20 protein-coding genes are annotated in these 19762 nt (G+C 67.9%); 6 read left to right on the plus strand and 14 right to left on the minus strand.

From position 1 onward, the window contains the following. Positions 1 to 34 precede the first annotated feature (34 nt). From B0A89_RS03895 to B0A89_RS03915, 5 genes are read left to right on the plus strand one after another with little or no spacing between them, the layout of a single operon-like run. Complete coding sequence (locus B0A89_RS03895; protein ID WP_085377008.1) at positions 35 to 1666, plus strand: MFS transporter; 1632 nt, start codon at positions 35 to 37, stop codon at positions 1664 to 1666. Then, complete coding sequence (locus B0A89_RS03900; protein ID WP_205949770.1) at positions 1663 to 2145, plus strand: GNAT family N-acetyltransferase; 483 nt, start codon at positions 1663 to 1665, stop codon at positions 2143 to 2145. Before B0A89_RS03895 ends, B0A89_RS03900 begins: the two co-directional genes overlap by 4 nt. Before the next feature lie 10 nt (positions 2146 to 2155). Further along, positions 2156 to 3094, plus strand: coding sequence for an ABC transporter permease (locus tag B0A89_RS03905; RefSeq protein ID WP_085377009.1), 939 nt, complete (start codon positions 2156 to 2158; stop codon positions 3092 to 3094). Further along, positions 3091 to 3909, plus strand: coding sequence for an ABC transporter permease (locus B0A89_RS03910; protein WP_085377010.1), 819 nt, complete (start codon positions 3091 to 3093; stop codon positions 3907 to 3909). The genes B0A89_RS03905 and B0A89_RS03910 overlap by 4 nt, the downstream gene beginning before the upstream one ends. Next, a complete protein-coding gene (locus B0A89_RS03915) occupies positions 3906 to 5483 on the plus strand; it encodes an ABC transporter ATP-binding protein (protein ID WP_085377011.1) in 1578 nt (525 codons plus the stop codon). The genes B0A89_RS03910 and B0A89_RS03915 overlap by 4 nt, the downstream gene beginning before the upstream one ends. Before the next feature lie 217 nt (positions 5484 to 5700). On the opposite strand, the gene B0A89_RS03920 is transcribed toward B0A89_RS03915, so the two are convergent. Continuing rightward, the gene (locus tag B0A89_RS03920) at positions 5701 to 6663 is read right to left on the minus strand and encodes an L-malyl-CoA/beta-methylmalyl-CoA lyase (protein WP_085377012.1); all 963 of its coding nucleotides are present in this window, start codon (positions 6661 to 6663) and stop codon (positions 5701 to 5703) included. Positions 6664 to 6809: 146 nt separating this feature from the next. On the opposite strand from B0A89_RS03920, the gene B0A89_RS03925 reads away from it, so the two are divergent. After that, positions 6810 to 7670, plus strand: a complete 861-nt coding sequence (locus tag B0A89_RS03925) for a D-amino-acid transaminase (protein ID WP_085377013.1) — start codon at positions 6810 to 6812, stop codon at positions 7668 to 7670. Positions 7671 to 7801: 131 nt separating this feature from the next. Here B0A89_RS03925 and B0A89_RS03930 read toward each other — a convergent pair whose 3' ends face one another. The 13 genes from B0A89_RS03930 to rplQ all read right to left on the minus strand — a co-directional run bounded on the left by B0A89_RS03930 (position 7802) and on the right by rplQ (position 19687). Continuing rightward, the gene (locus tag B0A89_RS03930; protein ID WP_085377014.1) at positions 7802 to 8659 is read right to left on the minus strand and encodes a calcium-binding protein; all 858 of its coding nucleotides are present in this window, start codon (positions 8657 to 8659) and stop codon (positions 7802 to 7804) included. Between the two features lie 26 nt (positions 8660 to 8685). After that, complete coding sequence (locus tag B0A89_RS03935) at positions 8686 to 9456, minus strand: amino acid ABC transporter ATP-binding protein (protein WP_085377015.1); 771 nt, start codon at positions 9454 to 9456, stop codon at positions 8686 to 8688. A 10-nt stretch (positions 9457 to 9466) separates the two neighbouring features. Then, a complete protein-coding gene (locus tag B0A89_RS03940; RefSeq protein WP_085377016.1) occupies positions 9467 to 10918 on the minus strand; it encodes an amino acid ABC transporter permease in 1452 nt (483 codons plus the stop codon). Position 10919: 1 nt separating this feature from the next. Next, positions 10920 to 12179, minus strand: a complete 1260-nt coding sequence (locus B0A89_RS03945) for an amino acid ABC transporter permease (RefSeq protein WP_085377017.1) — start codon at positions 12177 to 12179, stop codon at positions 10920 to 10922. Positions 12180 to 12295: 116 nt separating this feature from the next. Next, on the minus strand, positions 12296 to 13321 hold the full coding sequence (locus tag B0A89_RS03950; protein WP_085378739.1) for an amino acid ABC transporter substrate-binding protein: 1026 nt from the start codon (positions 13319 to 13321) through the stop codon (positions 12296 to 12298). 146 nt (positions 13322 to 13467) lie between these two features. Further along, a complete protein-coding gene (locus B0A89_RS03955) occupies positions 13468 to 14178 on the minus strand; it encodes an ATP12 family chaperone protein (RefSeq protein WP_085377018.1) in 711 nt (236 codons plus the stop codon). Further along, on the minus strand, positions 14175 to 14831 hold the full coding sequence (locus B0A89_RS03960; RefSeq protein ID WP_085377019.1) for an HAD-IA family hydrolase: 657 nt from the start codon (positions 14829 to 14831) through the stop codon (positions 14175 to 14177). The genes B0A89_RS03955 and B0A89_RS03960 overlap by 4 nt, the downstream gene beginning before the upstream one ends. Beyond that, the gene (locus B0A89_RS03965; protein WP_085377020.1) at positions 14828 to 15874 is read right to left on the minus strand and encodes an RluA family pseudouridine synthase; all 1047 of its coding nucleotides are present in this window, start codon (positions 15872 to 15874) and stop codon (positions 14828 to 14830) included. The genes B0A89_RS03960 and B0A89_RS03965 overlap by 4 nt, the downstream gene beginning before the upstream one ends. Continuing rightward, positions 15871 to 16227, minus strand: a complete 357-nt coding sequence (crcB, locus tag B0A89_RS03970; RefSeq protein ID WP_085377021.1) for a fluoride efflux transporter CrcB — start codon at positions 16225 to 16227, stop codon at positions 15871 to 15873. The genes B0A89_RS03965 and crcB overlap by 4 nt, the downstream gene beginning before the upstream one ends. Positions 16228 to 16406: 179 nt before the next feature. Beyond that, the gene (locus B0A89_RS03975; protein ID WP_085377022.1) at positions 16407 to 17738 is read right to left on the minus strand and encodes a replication-associated recombination protein A; all 1332 of its coding nucleotides are present in this window, start codon (positions 17736 to 17738) and stop codon (positions 16407 to 16409) included. A 56-nt stretch (positions 17739 to 17794) separates the two neighbouring features. After that, on the minus strand, positions 17795 to 18385 hold the full coding sequence (locus tag B0A89_RS03980; protein ID WP_085377023.1) for an acyl-homoserine-lactone synthase: 591 nt from the start codon (positions 18383 to 18385) through the stop codon (positions 17795 to 17797). Between the two features lie 60 nt (positions 18386 to 18445). Further along, a complete protein-coding gene (locus B0A89_RS03985; RefSeq protein ID WP_085377024.1) occupies positions 18446 to 19057 on the minus strand; it encodes an autoinducer binding domain-containing protein in 612 nt (203 codons plus the stop codon). Between the two features lie 204 nt (positions 19058 to 19261). Further along, positions 19262 to 19687, minus strand: a complete 426-nt coding sequence (gene rplQ / locus B0A89_RS03990) for a 50S ribosomal protein L17 (RefSeq protein ID WP_085377025.1) — start codon at positions 19685 to 19687, stop codon at positions 19262 to 19264. Positions 19688 to 19762 lie beyond the last annotated feature (75 nt).

Genomic DNA, 19762 nt, shown 5'->3' on the forward strand with positions numbered 1-19762 from the left:
GGCCCGACTGCGGCCCAAACTGGCAGCATAGCCGATGCCGAGACCTTCTGCCCTTGCCCCTTTCCGCCATCCGGCGTTCCGCGTCCTGTGGGCCGCAACGCTGGCGTCGAATTTTGGCGGCATGGTCCAGGCGGTGGCAGCGGCATGGATGATGACCCAGTTGACCGACAGCGCCACGCTGGTCGGGCTGGTGCAGGCCTCGAACACCCTGCCCGTCATGCTATTCGCCCTATTGTCGGGGGCGCTGGCCGACATATTCGAACGCCGCCGCCTGATGCTGGCGGCGCTGGCGGTGATGGCGGGCATGTCCGTCCTGCTGTCGCTGGTGGCATTCTGGAACTGGCTCAATCCCTTGAGCCTGCTCGGCCTGACATTCCTGATCGGGATGGGTCAGGCCCTCTATAACCCGCCCTGGCAGGCGAGCATGGGCGATCTGGTCCCGCGCGAGGATCTGCCCGCGGCGGTTACGCTCAATTCCGTCGGCTTCAACCTGATGCGGTCGGTCGGGCCTGCGGCAGGCGGGCTGATCGTCGCCGGCTTTGGTGCCGCAGCTGCCTTTGCCGTCAATGCGCTGAGCTATGCGCCGCTGATCGCGGCGATGATCCGCTGGCATCCGCCCGCGCGCACCCGCCCCTATGCGCCCGAGCCGCTCGGCCCCGCCCTTGCCGCGGGGCTGCGCTATGTCGCGCTGTCGCCCAATCTGGTCCGGGTGCTGCTGCGGGCGGGGCTGTTCGGCTTTTCGGCGGTGGCGATCCTTGCGCTGCTGCCGCTGATCGCCAAGGGCCATCCGGGCAGCGGATCGCTGCTGCTGGGGCTGCTGCTGGGCTGTTACGGGCTGGGCGCCATCCTGGGGGCCGCGGCCAACCCGCGCATCCGCGAGCGGTTCAACAATGAAGCGGTGGTACGGCTGGCGTTCCTGGGCTTTGCGTTCTCCTGCGCCGTCCTGTCCTGGACGGATAATGTCTGGCTGCAGGGGCTGGTGCTGCTGCCGGCCGGGGCAAGCTGGGTGATGGCGCTGTCGCTGTTCAACGTGACGGTCCAGCTCTCCACCCCGCGCTGGGTCGTGGCGCGGGCGCTGGCGCTGTATCAGACGGCGACATTCGGGGGGATGGCCGCGGGCAGCTGGGTCTGGGGCGGCGTCGCGGGGGCGCGGGGCGTGGACAGCGCCATGATGATGGCGGCGCTGGTGCTGCTGGCGGGAGCGATCATCGGGCACTGGTTCAGCCAGCCCGAATTCGGCAAGCTCGATCTCGATCCGGTGAACCGCTTTCAGGAACCCGAGCTGGCGCTGGATCTGCGCGGGCGGTCGGGGCCGATCATGGTCATGGTGGACTATAAGATCGACCTTGAGGACACGGCCGAGTTCCTCAGGCTGATGGCCCGCCGCCGCGACATCCGCCGCCGTGACGGCGCGCGCCAGTGGGCACTGCTGCGCGATCTGGAAAACCCCGGGCAATGGAGCGAATCCTATCACATCGCCACCTGGGACGACTATGTCCGCCACAACCTGCGCCGCACCAAGACCGATGCCGAGGTGACGGTCGCCCTGCGGCGGCTGCACCGAGGCGAGGGCGATCCGGCCGTCCACCGGATGATCGAGCGGCACAGCGTCACCCCCGCCGACGACCTGCCGCTGATCGGCAAGATCCAGGTGCCGGGGACATGATGGCAGCGATCCGCCCCGCCGCCTTTCCCGACGATCTGGAGACTGTGCGCGCGCTGTTCACCGAATACATCGCCAGCCTCGGGCTGGACCTGTCGTTCCAGAACGTCGAGGCCGAGCTGGACGCCCTGCCCGGCGCCTATGCCCCGCCGCGGGGCGCGCTGCTGCTGGCCAAGCAGGATGGCCAGGCTTTCGGGATCGGCGCGATGCGCCCCCTGCCCGATGGCAGGGCCGAGATGAAGCGGATGTATGTCCGCCCCGCGGCCCGCGGCCTTGGCGGGGGGCGGTTGCTGGCAGCAGGGCTGATCGCGGCGGCGCGCGCGGGCGGATACCGGTGCATGCGGCTGGATACCCAGCGCGATTTCACCGCCGCCGTGGCGTTGTATCGCTCGCTCGGGTTCATCGAAACCGCGCGCTACAACGACAACCCGTTGCCCGGCGCGCTGTTCATGGCGCTGGACCTGACGGCGGACGCGCTCTAGCTTGCCGCCCATGCCGCAGCCGATCCGACGCATTGTTTCCCTTACGCTCAGCCTGATCATCGCATCCGCGGTGATCTTTGCGGTCGTCGATCTGGTGCCGGGCGATCCGGCCAGCTTCATGCTGGGCACCGGCGCGCGCCCCGACACGGTGGCGGCGCTGCGTGAACAGATGGGCCTCGATCTGCCGTGGATCATGCGTTACGGCCGCTGGCTGGCCGGGGTGCTGCACGGCGATCTGGGCACCAGCCTTGCCTACAAGACGCCTGTTGCGGGGATGATCTGGGACCGGGTGCAGGTATCGCTGCCGCTGGCGTTGATGGCGCTGGCCATTGCTGCGGCAGTGGCCTTTCCGGTCGGCATGCTGGCGGCGCGGCGGCGCGGCAGCCTTGCGGATGCGGCCGTGATGGGGGGAACGCAACTGGGCATCGCGCTGCCGAACTTCTGGTTCGCGATGCTGCTGGTGCTGGTCTTTGCGGTCCGCCTGCGCTGGCTGCCGGCGGGCGGCTTTCCGGGCTGGGCGCATCCGCTGGCGGCGCTGAAGGCTCTGTTGCTGCCGGCGCTGTCGCTGGCCCTGCCGCAGGCGGCCATCCTGGCGCGCGTGCTGCGTTCGGCGCTGATCGAGACGCTGGGGCAGGATTACATCCGCACCGCGCGGGCCAAGGGCCTCAGCCGCGGTCAGGCGCTGCGCCGGCATGCGCTGCGCAATGCCCTTGTCCCGGTGCTGACGGTGCTGGGGATGCAGTTCAGCTTTTTGCTGGCGGGGGCGATCATCATCGAGAACGTGTTCTACCTGCCGGGCCTTGGGCGGCTGATCTTTCAGGCGATCACCCAGCGCGACCTGATCGTCGTGCAATCCGCCGTTCTGGTGCTGGTCGCGGCGGTGATCATCGTCACCTTCCTGGTTGACCTGGCCTATGTCGCCGTGGACCCGAGGCTGCGCAGACGATGAGACGTGCCACCCTGACTTTGGGTATCGCGCTGACCGCGCTGGCCCTTGCTGCGGCCCTGCTGTCCTGGGCCTGGACCCCTTATTCCGTCACCGGCGTCAGCATCGCCGACAAGCTGAAGCCGCCCGGCCCCGACCATTGGCTGGGCACCGACCATTTCGGGCGCGACCTGCTGTCGATGGTCATGGTGGGCGCGCGCACCTCGCTGGCCGTGGCGCTGGTGGCGGTGGGCATCGGGATGGGGGTCGGCGTGCCGCTGGGCCTGATCGCCGCCGCCGGCCGGGGCGGCTTGGCGGACGAGGCGATCATGCGGGGCAATGACCTGATCTTTGCCTTTCCCTCGCTGGTGATCGCGATCCTCATCACGGCGGCGCTCGGCCCTTCGGCGCTGAACGCGATCCTGGCCATCGGCATCTTCAATATCCCGGTCTTTGCGCGGGTGACGCGGGCGGGGGCGCTGCCGCTGTGGACGCTCGATTTCGTCCGCGCGGCGCAGGTCGCGGGCAAGGGGCCGGCGCGCATCAGCGTCGAACATATCCTGCCCAACATCGCCAGCCTGCTGATCGTGCAGGGCACGATCCAGTTCAGCCTGGGCATCCTGGCCGAGGCGGGGCTTTCCTATGTGGGCCTTGGCGCGCAGCCCCCCACCCCCAGCTGGGGCCGGATGCTGGCCGAGGCGCAGACCATGGTCACCATCGCCCCGCATGTCGCCATCGTGCCGGGCCTCGCCATCGTGCTGACGGTGCTGGGGCTCAACCTTCTGGGCGATGCGCTGCGCGACGCGCTGGACCCGCGGCTGAAGGCGCGCACCGCATGATCGCGCTGCAGGATCTTTCGGTGATGATCGGCGGGCGTCCGGTGCTGTCGGGGGTGAGCCTTGATCTGGCGCCGGGCAGCGTGACGGGGCTGGTGGGGGAAAGCGGGTCGGGCAAGTCCATGACCTCGCTGGCCATCATGGGCCTGCTGCCGGACGGCGCGAGCGCGACGGGCCGGGTTCTGATGGACGGCCGCAACCTGCTCGACCTGCCCGAAGCGGCGATGAACGACATCCGGGGCCATCGCATCGGGATGATCTTTCAGGAACCGATGACGGCGCTGAACCCGCTGATGACGATCGGCGATCAGGTGGCCGAGGTGCTGATGCGCCACCGCCGCATGGATCGGGGCGACGCGCTGGCGGCGGCCCGGCAAAAGCTGGACCGGGTCGGCCTGCCTGCCCCGCGCTTTGCCCTGACCCTGTTCCCGCATGAGCTGTCGGGCGGCCAGCGCCAGCGTGTCGCCATCGCCATGGCGATCGCCGCCGCGCCCGACCTGCTGATCGCGGACGAGCCGACCACCGCGCTGGACGTGACGACGCAGGCGCATATCCTGGACCTGCTGCGCGAACTGGTCCGCGACGAGGGGATGGCGCTGCTGTTCATCACCCATGATCTGGCCCTTCTGGCCGGGGCAGCGGATCATGTGGCGGTGATGCAGGCCGGCCGCATCGTCGAGCAGGGTCCGGCCGCGGCGGTGTTCCGCGCCCAGTCGCACCCCTATACGCGCCGCCTGTTCGCCGCGGCCCGCCACCAGCCGGAACGCTCCCCGCCCCGCAGCGCAAGCGCCCCGGTTTTGCGGGTCGAACGCGCGGTGCGCGAATACCGCCTGCCGCGCATGACGGCCGCCGCGCCGAACGGGGCGCTGCGCGCCGTCGATGGCGTCAGCCTGACGGTGGGCGAGGGCGAATCGGTCGGACTGGTGGGCGAATCGGGTTGCGGCAAGTCAACCCTGACCCGCGCCATCCTGGGCCTCGATCCCCTGCAGGGGGGGCGCATCCTGCTGGACGGCCAGCCGGTCGGCGCACGGATGCCGGCAGCCCTGCGCGCCCGGGTGCAGGTCGTGTTCCAGGATCCCTATGCCAGCTTTGACCCGCGCTGGCGCGTGGACCGGCTGGTGGCCGAGCCGTTCCACCTGACCGGCCGTCCCTCGGACTGGCGCGATCGGGTGGCGCGGGCGCTGGACGAGGTGGGCATCCCCGCCGACGCCATGGGCCGCCACATCCACCAGTTTTCCGGCGGACAGCGCCAGCGCATCGCGATTGCCCGCGCCCTCATCATCCGTCCGCGCCTGATCATCCTGGACGAGGCCGTCAGCGCGCTTGACGTGCAGGTGCGGGCGCAGGTGCTCGATCTGCTGGCCCGGCTGCGCGCGCAGCACGGGATGGGCTGGCTGTTCATCAGCCATGATCTGTCGGTCGTCCGCGCGATCACCGACCGCATGATGGTGATGCAGAAGGGCCGGATCGTCGAGGAAGGCGAGACCGAAACGATCCTGACCGCGCCCCGTCACCCCTATACGCAGCAGCTGATCGCGGCGGCCCCGCACATGCCGGACGATCTGTCCCCCGCCTGAAGGCGCTTGGCCGGCCTGAAACGGGGCATCTGGGCAAAACGGGGCATCTGGGCAAAAGGCGGTGGACGGCGCGTCATCGCGAAGGCGCCGGACGGCGCGTGATGGCCTCAAGCAGCCTGCCCAAAAGAGACAGGCCCCGCCAAGGCGCGGGACCTGTCGCTCCTCCCCCGAAGGGCGGCTGGGCCTCCCCGCCGTGCCGCCTGGGTATGACGCGCCGTCAGATGGAACCGTTTATCAACTCTGCCTGCCGCACGATCACTTGTGCCTGACGAATCGACGCGATGTCAACCAGTCGACCTTTGTATACCGTCGCTCCGGCCCCAGTTTTTTGCGCTTGTTCCATCGCAGCAAGGATCTGCTTTGCTTCTGTTACCGCTATCTCGCTTGGGGAGAACACTTCGTTCGCGAGTGCGATCTGGCTGGGATGGATCGCCCATTTGCCCACCATCCCCAGCGTGGCGGACCGCAGCGCCTGGGCGCGGAACCCCTCGGCATCGCTGAAATCGCCGAAGGGGCCATCGACCGGCAGGATGCCATGCGTCCGGCAGGCGGCGACGATGGCGGCTTGCGCCCAGTGCCACGGATCGGCCCAGTATTTCTGCCCCTCGCGGGCCATGTAATAGTTTTCCTGCGTGCCCCCGATGCCGGTGGTCGCCATGCCCATCGAGGCGGCGAAATCGGCCGCGCCAAGGCTCATCGCCTGCAACCGCGGGCTGGCGGCGGCGATGTCCTCGACATGGCTGATCCCGGCGGCCGATTCGATGATGACCTCGAAACCGATCGGTTTGCTGCGCCCCTTGGCCCGTTCGATCGCGGTGACAAGAGCATCGACGGCATAGACATCCATCGCGTTCCCGACCTTGGGGATCATGATGAGGTCGAGCCGGTCGCCCCCCTGTTCCAGCAGGTCCACCACGTCGCGATACCACCAGGGCGTGTCCAGCCCGTTGATGCGGACCGAGAGCGTCTTGCCGCCCCAGTCCACATCGCCGATCGCCTGCACGACATTGCGGCGCGCCTGATCCTTGTCGTCCGGCGCCACCGAATCCTCGAGATCGAGATTGATCACATCAGCCGCCGAGGCCGCCATCTTCTCGAACAATGACACGCGCGATCCCGGCCCGAACAGCTGGCAGCGGTTCAATCGTGCGGGGGGGGACGGCTGCTGGCGGAAGGACATGGAGACGATACCTTGAGCAATGATGTTTCGGAATTGCTGGACTGGGTGGTATATTGCTGCGCAACCTTGGGCAAGCGGCCTGTCGCTGTTGAAGGTGGCCGGGGTTTGGCGCAGAACGCGCAAGGCCACGATCCCCGGAGAAGCTGATGACCCGCATTGTCTATCTGAACGGCAGCTATGTGCCCGAAACCGAGGCCACCGTCTCGATCTTCGACCGGGGATTCGTCATGGGCGATGCCGTCTATGAGGTGACGACGGTTCTGGGCGGCAGGCTCATCGATTTTGACGGGCACATGACGCGCCTGAAACGGTCGCTGGGCGAGCTGAGGATGGCCATGCCCCTGGCCGAGGCGGAAATCCTGGCCGCCCATCGGCGGCTGGTTGAGGAAAACGGCATCACCGACGGGATGATCTATCTGCAGATCAGCCGCGGCAATGCCGGTGACCGCGACTTCGTCTTTCCGCCTGCCGATACCCCGGCCACGGTGGTCATGTATGGCTGGGACAAGCCGGGCCTGGCCGACAACCCGGCCGCGCGGGAAGGCCTGCGCATCATCACCATGCCCGATCTGCGCTGGGCCCGCCGCGACATCAAGACGGTGCAGCTGCTCTACCCCTCGCTCGCCAAGATGGAGGCGAAGGCCCAGGGCAAGGACGACGCCTGGTTCGTCGAGGAGGGCACCGTGACCGAAGGCACCTCGAACAACGCCTATATCGTCGCCGGCGGGCGCATCATCACCCGGCCGACCTCGCATGACATCCTGCACGGGATCACCCGCGCATCCCTGCTGCGCTATGCCCGCGAGGCGCAGATCACCATCGAGGAACGCCCCTTCACCGTGGACGAGGCGCAACAGGCCGACGAGGCCTTCATCACCTCGGCATCGCAATTCGTGATGCCCGTGGTCGAGATCGACGGCGTGCCGGTCGGCGCGGGCCGGCCGGGTCCCGTCACGCAGCGCCTGCGCGAGATCTATCTTGAGGAAAGCCGCAAGGCCGCGATCTGACCGGGCGGGCGGCATGCTGCCGCCCCTGCCCCTGCGGGCCAGGGGTCAACGGCGCCCTTGTGCCGGAATGGCGTTCCTGACCGGGCGCCCACTGCCGATGGCTGCGGGCGCAGGGCAGTCACCTGCCCGGCTCAGCCGGCGGTTCCGTTGCCCGGATCGGCGCCCTGGGCGCCGGTCGCCGCGCGCAGCGTATAGGCCACATCGCTGGCGTTCGTGTCCTTGAGCGTGGCGATCAGCTCGCCCCCGACAAAGACCTGCACGTCTGTATCCGACTGGACGACATCGACATCGGGTTCGGCCTTGCCGCCATCATAGGTGATGACCAGCGTATCGCCCTTGTCATAGGCGATGGTCGAGGCGCCGGTGCCTTCGGCCAGCAGATAGTTGTCCGCGCCCTCGCCGCCATCGGCGTAATCGCCAGCGCCCAGGGTCAGGCTGTCATCGCCCTTGCCACCCATCAGCGAATCGGCGTCGTCATCATCGCCCCCCGTGATGGTGTCGTTGCCCTTGCCGCCGTCGATCGTGTCCTTGCCGGCGCCGCCATCCAGCAGGTCGCCATCCTTGTCCTCGTCGCCCGGCAGGATCAGGTCATCGCCGGCGCCGGCATGGATCGTGTCCTCGCCGCTGTTGCCTTCGATCGTGTCGTTCCCGTCCGCCGCATGGGGGTCGTCGGTGCCATACACATCGTCGCCAGAGCCGAGGAACACGTGATCGTCGCCCGCATCGGCGATGATCGTATCATCGCCATAGCCGCCATAGGTCCAGTCGTCGCCGGCGGCTGCGTTGATCGTATCGTTGCCGTCAAAGCCCCGGACGATCTCGCCCGCATCGGTGCCGTCGACCTGGTCGGCCCCGTCCGTTCCCTCGACCATGGGCAGGTCGGGGGGCGGGGTGCCCTGGTCGAACTCCTCGTCATCGCTGGTGTGCAGCAGGCTGCCGATGGCCGCAACGCCAAGCACCCCCAGCAGCAGCAGATACATCTGGTTCATCGCGTCCCTCGTGTCCCGTTTTCCGATCAGTGCCCCAGAATCTGGCTGAGGAACAGCCGGGTGCGTTCCGATTTCGGATTGTTGAAAAACGCCTCCGGCACGTTTTCTTCCACGATCTGGCCTTGGTCCATGAAGATGACCCGGTCGGCGACCGCCTGGGCAAAGCCCATTTCATGGGTGACGCACAGCATGGTCATGCCGCCCTCGGCCAGCTCGATCATCGTGTCCAGAACCTCCTTGATCATCTCGGGGTCAAGGGCGCTGGTCGGCTCGTCGAACAGCATGATCCGGGGGCGCATGCACAGCGAGCGGGCGATCGCCACGCGCTGCTGCTGGCCGCCCGACAGCTGGCCCGGATATTTATGCGCCTGGTCGGGGATGCGGACCTGCCGCAGGAAATGCATCGCGCTTTCCTCGGCCTCGCGCCGGGGCGTCCTGCGGACCCAGATCGGGGCGAGGGTGCAGTTTTCCAGCACCGTCAGATGCGGGAACAGGTTGAAGTGCTGGAACACCATGCCGACCTCGGAGCGCACCTTGTCGATGTTGCGCAGGTCGTTGGTCAGTTCGGTGCCGTCCACCACGATCCGGCCGGACTGGTGTTCCTCAAGCCGGTTGATGCAGCGGATCAGCGTCGATTTGCCCGAACCCGATGGCCCGGCGATGACGATGCGTTCGCCCGTGCGCACCGTCAGGTCGATGTCGCGCAGGACATGGAAGGCGCCGTACCACTTGTTCATCCGCTCGATGCGGATCGCGGCAGTGGCCGGGGCGGATGCGGGCGTGTCGGTCACGGTCATGGCGAACCCCTCAACGATGGTCGCGTTTCAGGCGCTGTTCCAGATGCATGGCATAGCGCGACATGGCAAAGCACAGGACAAAGAAGATCGCCCCCGTGAACAGGTAAGGTTCCCAATAGGCGCCCTTCCAGGCAAAGGTGGCGCGGATCGTGTCGGACATCTGCTTGAGCGGGTCGAACAGGCCGACGAAAGTGACCAGCGTGGTATCCTTGAACATCCCGATGAAGGTGCCGACGATGCCGGGGATCGAGATCTTGAGCGCCTGCGGCAGCACGATCAGCCGCTGCGCCTTCCAGTAATCCAGCCCCAGCGCATCCGCAGCCTCGTATTGCCCGCGCGGCAGGGCGGCAAGGCCGCCCCGGATCACCTCGGCCATATAGGCGCTGGCGAACAGCGTCACCATGATGATGACCCGCAGGATAATGTCGAAATTCGTCCCCGGCGGCAGGAAATAGTTCAGCAGGATCGAGGCCACGAACAACAGCGTGATCAGCGGCACGCCGCGGATGAATTCGATGAACATCACCGCCAGCATCCGCACCACCGGCATGGCCGATTGCCGCGCCAGCGCCAGCAGGATGCCCAGCGGCAAGGACAGGGTGATACCCGACACGCCGATGACAAAGGACAGAAGAAACCCGCCGAAGGCTGTCGATTCCACGGGTGCGATGGACAGCGGCACGAACCCGCCAAGGCTTGCGGCCAGGCCGGCCTGCACATACAGCCACCACCCCGCCGCCGCCAACGCGCCCAGCGCCGCCGACAGCAGGCCCGCCCGCGCGGTCAGCCGCCAGACCGCCAGCCCGACCGCAAATCCCGCCAGGGCGGTCAGCGGCCCCCACAGCGATCCGCCCCACAGCAGCCAGACGGCCAGAAAGGGAAACAGCGCGGTGGCGGCAAGCGCCCGGCGCGGGGCATATTCGATCAGCGCGGCCCAGCCCAGGATCACGGCCGCCAGCATCCCCAGCGCCCTGTCCGGCGCGCCCAGCGCCGCGCATGCGGCAAAGCTGCCCACCCCGCCCAGCACGATGACCAGCCAGCGCAGCGGCCGGGTTTCCGAAAACAGCACCGGGGCAATGGCCAGCAGCAGCAGCCCGCAGGCCGCGGCCGGGCGCCAGTACAGCTCGGCCGGGTAAAAGCCGAACAGGAACTGGTTCCACCGTTCCCGGATGACGGCGAAACAGGCGCCCGTCGCCCCCTCGCCCCAGCGGGCGGCGATGATCGTGCGGCATTCGCCCACGCTGGACGCCTTCCACACCGCATGGGCGAACCAGGGCCAGAAATGCGCGGCCAGAAACCACAGGGCGCCCAGACTGAGGATGGTCAAGGCCGTGTTCAGCGGCCCCGAGAACAGGTTGAGGCGCAGCCATCGCCACGCGCCCGCCTGGCGCGCGGGCGGGAGCGCGGGGGGCAGCATGGCCGCGCGGACGAAGGGGACGGCCTCGGCGTGACGCTCGCTCACCTCACCGCTCCTTCAGCTTGATGCGGACGTTGTAGACATTCAGGACGGCCGAGATGGTCAGGCTGATGGCAAGATAGATGCCCATCATCACGATCATGGATTCCATCTCGCGCCCCGTCTGGTTCAGCGTCGTGCCCCCCAGCGTGGCGCGCAGGTCGGGATAGCCGACGGCGATCGCCAGGCTGCTGTTCTTGGTCAGGTTGAGATATTGCGAGATCAGCGGCGGGATGATGACGCGCAGCGCCTGCGGCAGCACCACCAGCCCCATGATCGAGCGCGGGCGCAGCCCCAGCGCGGCAGCCGCCTCGGCCTGGCCGCGGCTGACCGACAGGATGCCGGCGCGGACGATCTCGGCCACATAGCTGCCGGTATAGATCGACAGCGCCAGCAGCAGGACGACAAAGGCGTTGTCGAGATTGATCCCGCCGGCGAAGTTGAAGCCCTTCAGCTCGGGCCGGACCAGATGCACGGCAAAGATGCGGCTCAGCAGCAGGATGGGGGCGGCGAACAGCAGCAGGGTGATCCACCATGTCGCAGGGCGGCGGCCGGTGGCCTGCTGGCGCGCCCGTGCCCGTGCCCGCACCCAGTGATTGATGCAGAAGGCCGCCGCCAGCCCCAGGGCAAAGGCCAGCAGGACCGCGTCGATTCGCAGCCCGCCCAAAACGACCGCGCCCGGATCGTTGTCGATCGCCAGCCGCGGTATCGCGGTATAGCGGTTGGTTGGCGCCACGGCGCCCAGCAGCATCGAGGCGGCGGCCGTCCCGTCAGGGCCGGCGGGCCGATACTCTCGCGGGCCGGGCAGCACCTCGGTAAAGACCGCCAGTACCACCAGGATCCACAGCAGCAGCGGCACGTTGCGGACGATCTCGACATAGGTGCCGACCAGCCGCGAGACGAGCCAGTTCCCCGACAGCCGCAGGACACCGGCAAGAACCCCGATGATGGTGGCGAAAAGACAGCCCAGCGCCGATACCAGCAGCGTGTTCGCCAGCCCCACCATGGCGGCGCGCAGATGCGACCGCCCTGGATCATAGGGGATGACGGTGAAGGGAATGTCATATCCCGCACGGTTGCGCAGGAAGGAAAAGTCGAAGGTCTTGCCCATCCGGGCAAGGTTCTGGACGGTGTTGTTCACCAGCCAGGCTGCGGCGAGCATCACCAGGATGAACACCGCCGCCTGGATCAGCAGCGAACGATAATGCCGATCGCGGACCAGCATCGACAGCCGGAACGGCTGTCCCTGAGGAGCAGCGGATGTCATCGGTCAACCTTCCCTGTCGGCGCGGCGGGTCTGTTGCCTGCCTTCCGCCGGGGCAGCCAGGCAGGCGCAAGACGCCTGCCGGCCAAGGATATGCGCGTAAAGAAGCGGGCCCGCGATCAGCGGAACGGCATCGCATACATCAGGCCGCCCTGCGTCCACAGGGCGTTCAGCCCGCGGGCCAGGCCGATGGGGGTCTGCTCGCCGATATTGGCGGCGAAGATTTCCCCGTAGTTGCCCGAGGCGGCGATGGCGCGCTTGGCCCATTCCTTGTCCAGGCCCAGCATCTTGCCGTAATCGTCGGTCGTGCCCAGCATCCGCTGCACGTCGGGGTTGGTCGAGGACTTGGACTGCTCCTCGAGATTGGCCGAGGTGATGCCGTATTCCTCGGCCGAGATCAGCGCGAACAGCGTCCAGCGCACGATGTCGCCCCAGTTGTTGTCGCCATGCCGCACCACCGGGCCGAGCGGTTCCTTCGAGATGATCTCGGGCAGGATGATGTGGTTGTCGGGGTCGGCAAAGGCTGCCCGCGTCGCGGCCAGGCCCGAGGCGTCGGTGGTGTAGGCATCGCAGGCGCCGGCGGTGTATTGCTGTTCGCCCTCGGCGTTCGAATCGATGTTGACGGCCTTGTAGGTGACGTTGTTGGACTTGGCCCAGTCCGCCAGGTTCAGTTCGGTCGAGGTGCCGGTCTGAACGCAGATGGTCGCGCCTTCCAGTTCCTTGGCCGAAGTCACCCCCAGATCCTTGCGGACCATGAAGCCCTGCCCGTCGTAATAGTTGACGCCGGCGAAATCGAGCTTGAGGTCCGTGTCGCGCTGGAACGTCCAGGTCGAGTTGCGGGCCAGCACGTCCACCTCGCCCGAGGACAGGGCGGTGAAGCGGGTCTGCCCGGTCGTGGGCACATACTTGACCTTGGTCGCATCGCCCAGGACGGCGGCGGCCACGGCCTTGCAGATGGCGATGTCGAAACCCGACCAGTTGCCGTTGGCATCGGGCGCGGCAAAGCCGACCAGCCCGGCATTGACGCCGCAGTTCAGCACGCCGCGCGACTTGACCTGGGCCAGCGTGTCGCCTTCGGCCGCCAGGGCGCCGCCCGCCATCAATGCGGTTGCGCCAACGGTCGCAAGAAAAGCAAGGTTTCGCATGAACATCCTCTCTGTTGCTGCCCGCGCTGGTTCCGCGCAGTGCGATTGGTCGCCCCGGACGCATCGTCCACGGAACAGGGGCATTGTGACGCGTGGTCCCCCTGCGTCAAGCGACTCGCGCATGGGGGGGGCAGATGCCGGGCGGCTCAGCCCGCCAGCAGGTCCAGCAGCCGCGCCGCGGCCCGCATCCCCTCCAGCCGCGCTGCGGCGGCTGTCTCGGCCTCGTCGTCGCGGCCCCATTGCTCGGCCTGGAACGTCTCGTCGATGCGCGAGAGCGCATGGGCCGTGTCCGCATCCAGCCGCCTTTCCAGCACCGCCAGCCCCAGGATCAGCGAGCCGGGCAGCGTCACCAGATCGTGCAGCGCGGTCAGCTGCCAGGGCGTCAGCGCGTCCAGCCGGTCCCGCAGCCGCGCCAGCGCGCCCGCATCCTGCGCGACGGGCATGACCCCTTCGGTGATCCTCAGCGGCGCCTTCAAGGCGCGGGCCGCCCAGTCGATCAGCGGGTCCCACCCCGCCGCCTGCCGTTCGGCCAGCGCCGCCGGCCCGCTGGCGCGATAGGACAGCAGATCCGTCCCGCCATAGCCCGCCAGCATGTCCGCCACGGCCGCGAACTGCGGCGTGACCTTTTCGACGGCCGAATTCGCGGCCCGCGTCAGAGGCATGGCGTTGGGGTCGATCACCTCTGCCTGCGCGTCCCATTCGCCGGCAATCGCCTCGGCCAGCGCACGGTTCGGCATGACCAGCGCCAGCTTGCCCGGCGTGCGGATCGGCCGGCCGTCCAGCAGGATCTGCCAGCCCCCGCCCTCGGGCGCCACGCTGGCGGCCTTCCAGAACCGGCGGGCCTTCCATTCGCTCATCCCAGCACCCCGTCCAGCAGCCGGCCCAGCCCGGCCATGTCGGCCGCCACGGCCCGCGCGCCGGCTGCGCGCAGATCGTCCGGCCCATGATGGCCCCAGGCAACGCCGATCCCGGCCACGCCCGCGTTGGCGGCCATCTGCATGTCAAAGCTGGTATCGCCCACCATCACCGCGTCGCCCGCCGCGGCCCCCGCCGCGCGCAGGCAGGCGATGACCATGCCCGGCGCAGGCTTGGACGGGTGGTCGTCCGCGCATTGCGTGGTGACGAACAGCCCGCCCAGATCATGGGCGGCCAGCAGCGCATCCAGCCCGCGCCGCGACTTGCCCGTCGCCACCGCCATCAGCACGTCGTCCCGCGCGGCCAGCCGGCCCAGCAGATCGCGCGCGCCGGGGAACAGGGGCGATTCGTTTCTGACGCGGGCGGCCGAATAAGCCGCGCGGTAGCCATCCACCACGCGCGCGCGGGTCGCCTCGTCCGCATCCGGCAGCAGCGTTTCCACCGCAACAGGCAGCGACAGGCCGACGATGGCGCTGACCGCGCGGTCGGGCAGCGTGGGCAGCCCCGCCGCGCGCATCCCGGCCCCCATCGAGTCCATGATGACGGCGTGGCTGTCCACCAGCGTGCCATCAATGTCCCAGATGACCAGCTTCACGGCGCATCCTCGAATGGATCGGCGGGCACGTCGTTCTCGTGCCAGCCGAGGGTCTGCCATGTCCGGGCCATGTGGTCGGGCAGCGGCGCCGTCAGCGTGATGCGCTTGCCCGTGACCGGGTGATCAAAGCTGATGGACCGGGCGTGCAGGTGCAGCTTGCGGCTGATCTCTCCGCCCAGCTGCGCGCCCCAGCCGTCGCCCAGGTTTTCCTGGCCCGAGCCGCCGTATTTGCCATCCCCGATGATCGGATGCCCCAGTTCCGCCATATGGGCGCGCAGCTGGTGGGTGCGGCCGGTGATCGGCACCAGCGCCGCCCAGCTGACGCGGGTGCCCAGGCTGTCCAGCACGGCGTAATCGGTGGTGGCGCGCCGGGCGCCCTCGGTCTGGTCAACCTTGGCGGGATGGATCGCCATCATCCGCTCGCCCTCGCCGCCGCGCCCATGGCCTGGCGCCTTGACGAGGCCGAAGCGCACCGTCCCCATCCGGGGGCTGGGCACACCGGCCACGGCGGCCCAATAGATCTTGCGCGTCGTGCGGGCACGGAAGGATTCCGACAGCCGCCGCGCCACCCGGTCGGTGCGCGCCAGCAGCAGCACGCCCGAGGTATCCTTGTCCAGCCGGTGGACCAGCTTGGGCCGTTCCTTGTAGCCGAACATCAGCGCCGCCGACAGCCCGTCCACGTGCCGCTCGCCCTGCCCCGAGCCGCCTTGCGAGGGCAGGCCGGGCGGCTTGTTCAGGGCGATGACGTGATCGTCCTTCCACAGAACGGCCGACTGGATCATCTGCGCGTCGGTTTCGCGCAGCGCGGGGCGGGGCGCGGCCGGGACGGGCGCGGAATCGGGCAAAGGCGGGATGCGGATGTCCTGCCCGGCGATGATCCGCGCGGCCGGTTTGACACGGGCGCCATCGACACGCAGCTCGCCCTTGCGGCACATCTTTTCGACCGCGATCTGGTTCAGCTGCGGAAAGCGCCTGCGCAGCCAGCGGTCGAGCCTCTGCTCGCCCTCCTCAGCGCCGACCCGGATGATCTGCACCCCGCTCATGCCGGGCGCGCCAGAAACAGGCCAAGGGCCAGCGCCCCCAGCGACAGCGCGACCGAAGCCGCGACATAGGCCGCGGCCGCGCCGTGCTGGCCACGGGTCCACAGCGTCACCGTGTCCAGCGAAAAGGCCGAAAATGTCGTGAAGCCGCCAAGCAGGCCCGTCATCAGCAAGGGGCCGAACTGGCCCGCCCGCGACGCGGCCAGCCCCATCAGGAACGAGCCGAGGATGTTGACAGCCAGTGTCGCGGCCGGAAAGCCCGGACCGAAGGCCGCCAGCGCCGCCCGGCTCACGCCGTAACGCGCGAGCGAGCCCGCCGCCCCGCCCAGCGCGACCTGAAGAAATGGGTTCATCATGGCGGCTGGGTGCAGGGGGCGGCGAGCAAAGTCAATGCCGCAGCGCCGGGGCCACGGCGCCATCGGGCTGCGCCGCCCGGCAGCGGCCAGGAGGCGGAGCCGGGCCGGCGGCAAGGCCAAGGGCGCGCTGCCCACCGGACCGCCGGCAGATATCCGCAGCCGCCCGAACACGCCTGGCATCAGCCCCCGCGCCTCAGCCGCTGGGTAACGAACCAGTCGAGCCGCTTCTTCAGTTCCCGCTCGAACCCCCGCTCGACCGGCTGATAGAGGACGGGGCGCTTCATCCCTTCGGGAAAGTAGTTCTGCCCGGAAAAGGCGTTTTCCTCGTCATGGTCATAGGCATATCCGGCCCCGTATCCCTGTTCCTTCATCAGCCGGGTGGGGGCGTTCAGGATATGCGCCGGGGGCATCAGGCTGCCGGTCCGCTTGGCCTCGGCCCGCGCGGCCTTGTAGGCGGCATAGCCGGCGTTCGATTTCGGGGCGAGCGCGAGATAGATCACCGCCTGCGCCAGCGCCAGCTCGCCCTCGGGCGAGCCCAGCCGTTCATAAAGCGCCCAGGCATCCAGGCAGTGGCGCTGCGCGGCGGGGTCGGCAAGGCCGATATCCTCGACCGCCATGCGGGTGATGCGGCGGGCCAGATAGCGCGGATCCTCGCCCCCCTCCAGCATCCGGGCAAGCCAATAGAGCGCCGCGTCGGGATCGCTGCCGCGCACGGATTTGTGCAGGGCGGAAATCAGGTTGAAATGCTCGTCCCCCGCCTTGTCGTATTTCGCCGCGCGGCGCATCAGGCGCTGGGACAGCGCCTCCGCGCTCAGCGGACGGTCGGTTTTCCAGGCCATCACCTGCTCGATCAGGTTCAGCGCCGCGCGCCCGTCGCCATCGGCCATCGCCAGCAGCGCCTCGCGCGCATGCCCGTCCAGCGGCAAGGGGCGGCCCAGTTCCCGTTCGGCCCGCTGCGCCAGCAGTTCGAGATCGGCAAGCTCAAGTCGCTTGAGCACCACCACCTGCGCGCGCGACAGAAGCGCGGCGTTCAGTTCGAAGCTGGGGTTTTCGGTCGTGGCCCCGACCAGCAGGATCGTCCCATCCTCCATATGCGGCAGGAAACTGTCCTGCTGCGCCTTGTTGAAGCGGTGGATCTCGTCCACGAACAGCAGCGTTCCCTGCCCCGCCTCGTTGCGCAGCCTTGCGGCATCGAAAACCTTGCGCAGCTCGGGCACGCCGGAAAAGATGGCCGAAATCTGGACAAAGGCGCGGTCGGTCCGGTCGGCCAGCAGCCGCGCGATGGTTGTCTTGCCCACCCCCGGCGGACCCCACAGGATCACGGAGGACAGGCTGCCCGCCGCCAGCATCGCGCCCAGGGGCCCGTTCTCGCCCAGCACCGCGGACTGGCCGATCACCTCGGCAAGCAGCCGGGGGCGCAGGCGATCCGCCAGGGGACGATGCGCCGAGGCCCCGGCCTTGACCGAGGAGGGAACAGGATCGGGGGGAAGCGAGTCGAACAGATCGGCCATGACACGAGGCTAAGCTTTCCCGCCGGCGGAGTGTATCCCCGCCGGCGGCGGCCAGATCAGTGCATCTTGCCGGCCAGGTTGATGGCAGTGCACTGGTAATAGCCGTCATCGATCCAGCACAGGCGGCCGATCGCCTCTGCCTCGATCTTGCAGCGGCTGAACATGCGCGGCCAGCATTCGCCGTTGAGCGACAGCAGCCGCGTCGCCCCGACATCGCGCGCGCAGGCGATCATGGTGCGCACCAGCTCGCCATGCACCTTGCGGCGGATCGCCTGGGGGGTGTCGTGGCTGACGAACAGGCGGGTTGCTTCCCATGTGTGTTCGTCCACGGGCGCCTCGTCATACAGCAGATCCTGGGGAATCGATCCGCCCAGCACGCCGCGCTGCGCATCGCGGATCATGTAGGAATAGATCCCGCAGCTTGCCGTGGTGGGGGTCAGCCGCATCCCGGCCAGGACCGTTGCGCCGTCATGGACAGCCACCCAGCGGCTTTGCGGGGTGTCATACTGGTCGAACTCCATCCCGTCGGCCTGCGGAAGATCCCAGTTGCGCTGGATGATGAAGCTCTGACGGCGGGCACGGAAGAAATTGGCGAACAGTTCGCCGAAATTGTGAAGGTTGGTGAAGGAAAGCGTGGTGGTCTGCATGGTCTTCTCCTGGTTGGTGGGGGCCAACCCTGCGGAGCGACCGCGAACGGTGATATGATCCTACAGCAGGCGGTAATCCTTGGCGCGCTGCAATGCCTCGGCAGTGGTCTTGGCCATCAGCCGTTCGCGGGCCGATATGAGACGGGCCTTGAACGCACTTTCCGTGATTCCCAGCTTGGCGGCCGCCGCAGCGTGACGATCCCCTTCCGCGATGCACCGAAGGGCTTCTTGCTGAGCCTTTGTCAGGCTCTCCGGTGGCTCTGTCATGTCGTGAAGCCGCCGTACCATTGTCGAGATCACCTCGATCTCGTCATTCGTGAATTCTCGCGTGTCATGGGCGCAGCCGGCGATGGTGCGCGATTTCAGCAGCCCGCAGGCAACGATGACACCGTAGTTCAGCCCGTGATTCGCCGCCTCTTTCATGATTCCGAAAGGATCGGGAATGGGCAGCGCGGACCAGCGAATCGCCCCCGAGGCGGAAAACCCCCAGGCAATCGTCGGATCACGCAAGGCATAGCCATTCTCGGCATATCGCTCGGTCCAGGCGACGGGATAGGCCTGGAACTGCATGATGGGGGCGGCGTAGCGGATATGAAGCGCCACGTAATATCCCATCGGGGCCACCTTTCGGAGGCGGGCGAGGACAGCGTTGATTTCGGCGCGTGAGGACATGTCTTTTTAGATAGATTGCCGGTGGTTGCGTCAATAATTAGGGGATTGATTAAGTTCGCGCCAACAGCCCCCTGACCGACGCCGCACCTCACCCTGCACGGCCAGCAGTAAATTTTCCATGAATTCAAAACGAAAAAGCCCGCGCAGCGGGGCTGCACGGGCATCTTCGATTTTGTGACGTTACGTCACAAGACTTTGGCAGGCTCAGGCTTCGAAGTCGGCGCCGGCTTCGGCCTCGGTCCGGGCGCGGTCGGCCGCCCCTTTTGCGGTCACGTCACGCTCGACGAATTCGATGATCGCCATGGGCGCCATGTCCCCGTAGCGGAAGCCGGCCTTGAGAACGCGGACATAACCGCCCTGGCGATTGGCATAGCGCGGGCCGAGGATGTCGAACAGCCGTGCGACATGTTGGTCCTGCTTGAGCTGGGCAGCCGCCAGGCGGCGGGCATGCAGGTCACCGCGCTTGGCCAGCGTGATCAGCTTTTCGATGATCGGGCGCAGTTCCTTGGCCTTGGGCAGCGTCGTCTTGATCTGCTCATGCTCGATCAGGCTGCCGGCCATGTTGGAAAACAGGGCCTTGCGGTGTTCATGGGTGCGGTTCAGGCGGCGATAGCCGCGGGCGTGACGCATGATTGTCTCCTATGTCGTCTTTTTGCTTTGTCCGGCCCCCCTGCGTGCGAGGGACTCTCCTTGGGGCAGGTCATG

The sequence above is a fragment of the Paracoccus contaminans genome, assembly GCF_002105555.1.
Taxonomy (GTDB): Bacteria; Pseudomonadota; Alphaproteobacteria; order Rhodobacterales; family Rhodobacteraceae; genus Paracoccus; species Paracoccus contaminans.

Coding starts and splice junctions, on each gene's coding strand:
- B0A89_RS03930 (WP_085377014.1), bottom strand. CDS start 8,659: ATGAACCAGATGTATCTGCTGCTGCTGGGGGTGCTTGGCGTTGCGGCC.
- B0A89_RS03910 (WP_085377010.1), top strand. CDS start 3,091: ATGAGACGTGCCACCCTGACTTTGGGTATCGCGCTGACCGCGCTGGCC.
- B0A89_RS03985 (WP_085377024.1), bottom strand. CDS start 19,057: ATGTCCTCACGCGCCGAAATCAACGCTGTCCTCGCCCGCCTCCGAAAG.
- B0A89_RS03955 (WP_085377018.1), bottom strand. CDS start 14,178: ATGAGCGAATGGAAGGCCCGCCGGTTCTGGAAGGCCGCCAGCGTGGCG.
- B0A89_RS03945 (WP_085377017.1), bottom strand. CDS start 12,179: ATGACATCCGCTGCTCCTCAGGGACAGCCGTTCCGGCTGTCGATGCTG.
- B0A89_RS03950 (WP_085378739.1), bottom strand. CDS start 13,321: ATGCGAAACCTTGCTTTTCTTGCGACCGTTGGCGCAACCGCATTGATG.
- rplQ (WP_085377025.1), bottom strand. CDS start 19,687: ATGCGTCACGCCCGCGGCTATCGCCGCCTGAACCGCACCCATGAACAC.
- B0A89_RS03925 (WP_085377013.1), top strand. CDS start 6,810: ATGACCCGCATTGTCTATCTGAACGGCAGCTATGTGCCCGAAACCGAG.
- B0A89_RS03975 (WP_085377022.1), bottom strand. CDS start 17,738: ATGGCCGATCTGTTCGACTCGCTTCCCCCCGATCCTGTTCCCTCCTCG.
- B0A89_RS03900 (WP_205949770.1), top strand. CDS start 1,663: ATGATGGCAGCGATCCGCCCCGCCGCCTTTCCCGACGATCTGGAGACT.
- B0A89_RS03965 (WP_085377020.1), bottom strand. CDS start 15,874: ATGAGCGGGGTGCAGATCATCCGGGTCGGCGCTGAGGAGGGCGAGCAG.
- B0A89_RS03920 (WP_085377012.1), bottom strand. CDS start 6,663: ATGTCCTTCCGCCAGCAGCCGTCCCCCCCCGCACGATTGAACCGCTGC.
- B0A89_RS03935 (WP_085377015.1), bottom strand. CDS start 9,456: ATGACCGTGACCGACACGCCCGCATCCGCCCCGGCCACTGCCGCGATC.
- crcB (WP_085377021.1), bottom strand. CDS start 16,227: ATGATGAACCCATTTCTTCAGGTCGCGCTGGGCGGGGCGGCGGGCTCG.
- B0A89_RS03980 (WP_085377023.1), bottom strand. CDS start 18,385: ATGCAGACCACCACGCTTTCCTTCACCAACCTTCACAATTTCGGCGAA.
- B0A89_RS03905 (WP_085377009.1), top strand. CDS start 2,156: ATGCCGCAGCCGATCCGACGCATTGTTTCCCTTACGCTCAGCCTGATC.
- B0A89_RS03915 (WP_085377011.1), top strand. CDS start 3,906: ATGATCGCGCTGCAGGATCTTTCGGTGATGATCGGCGGGCGTCCGGTG.
- B0A89_RS03895 (WP_085377008.1), top strand. CDS start 35: ATGCCGAGACCTTCTGCCCTTGCCCCTTTCCGCCATCCGGCGTTCCGC.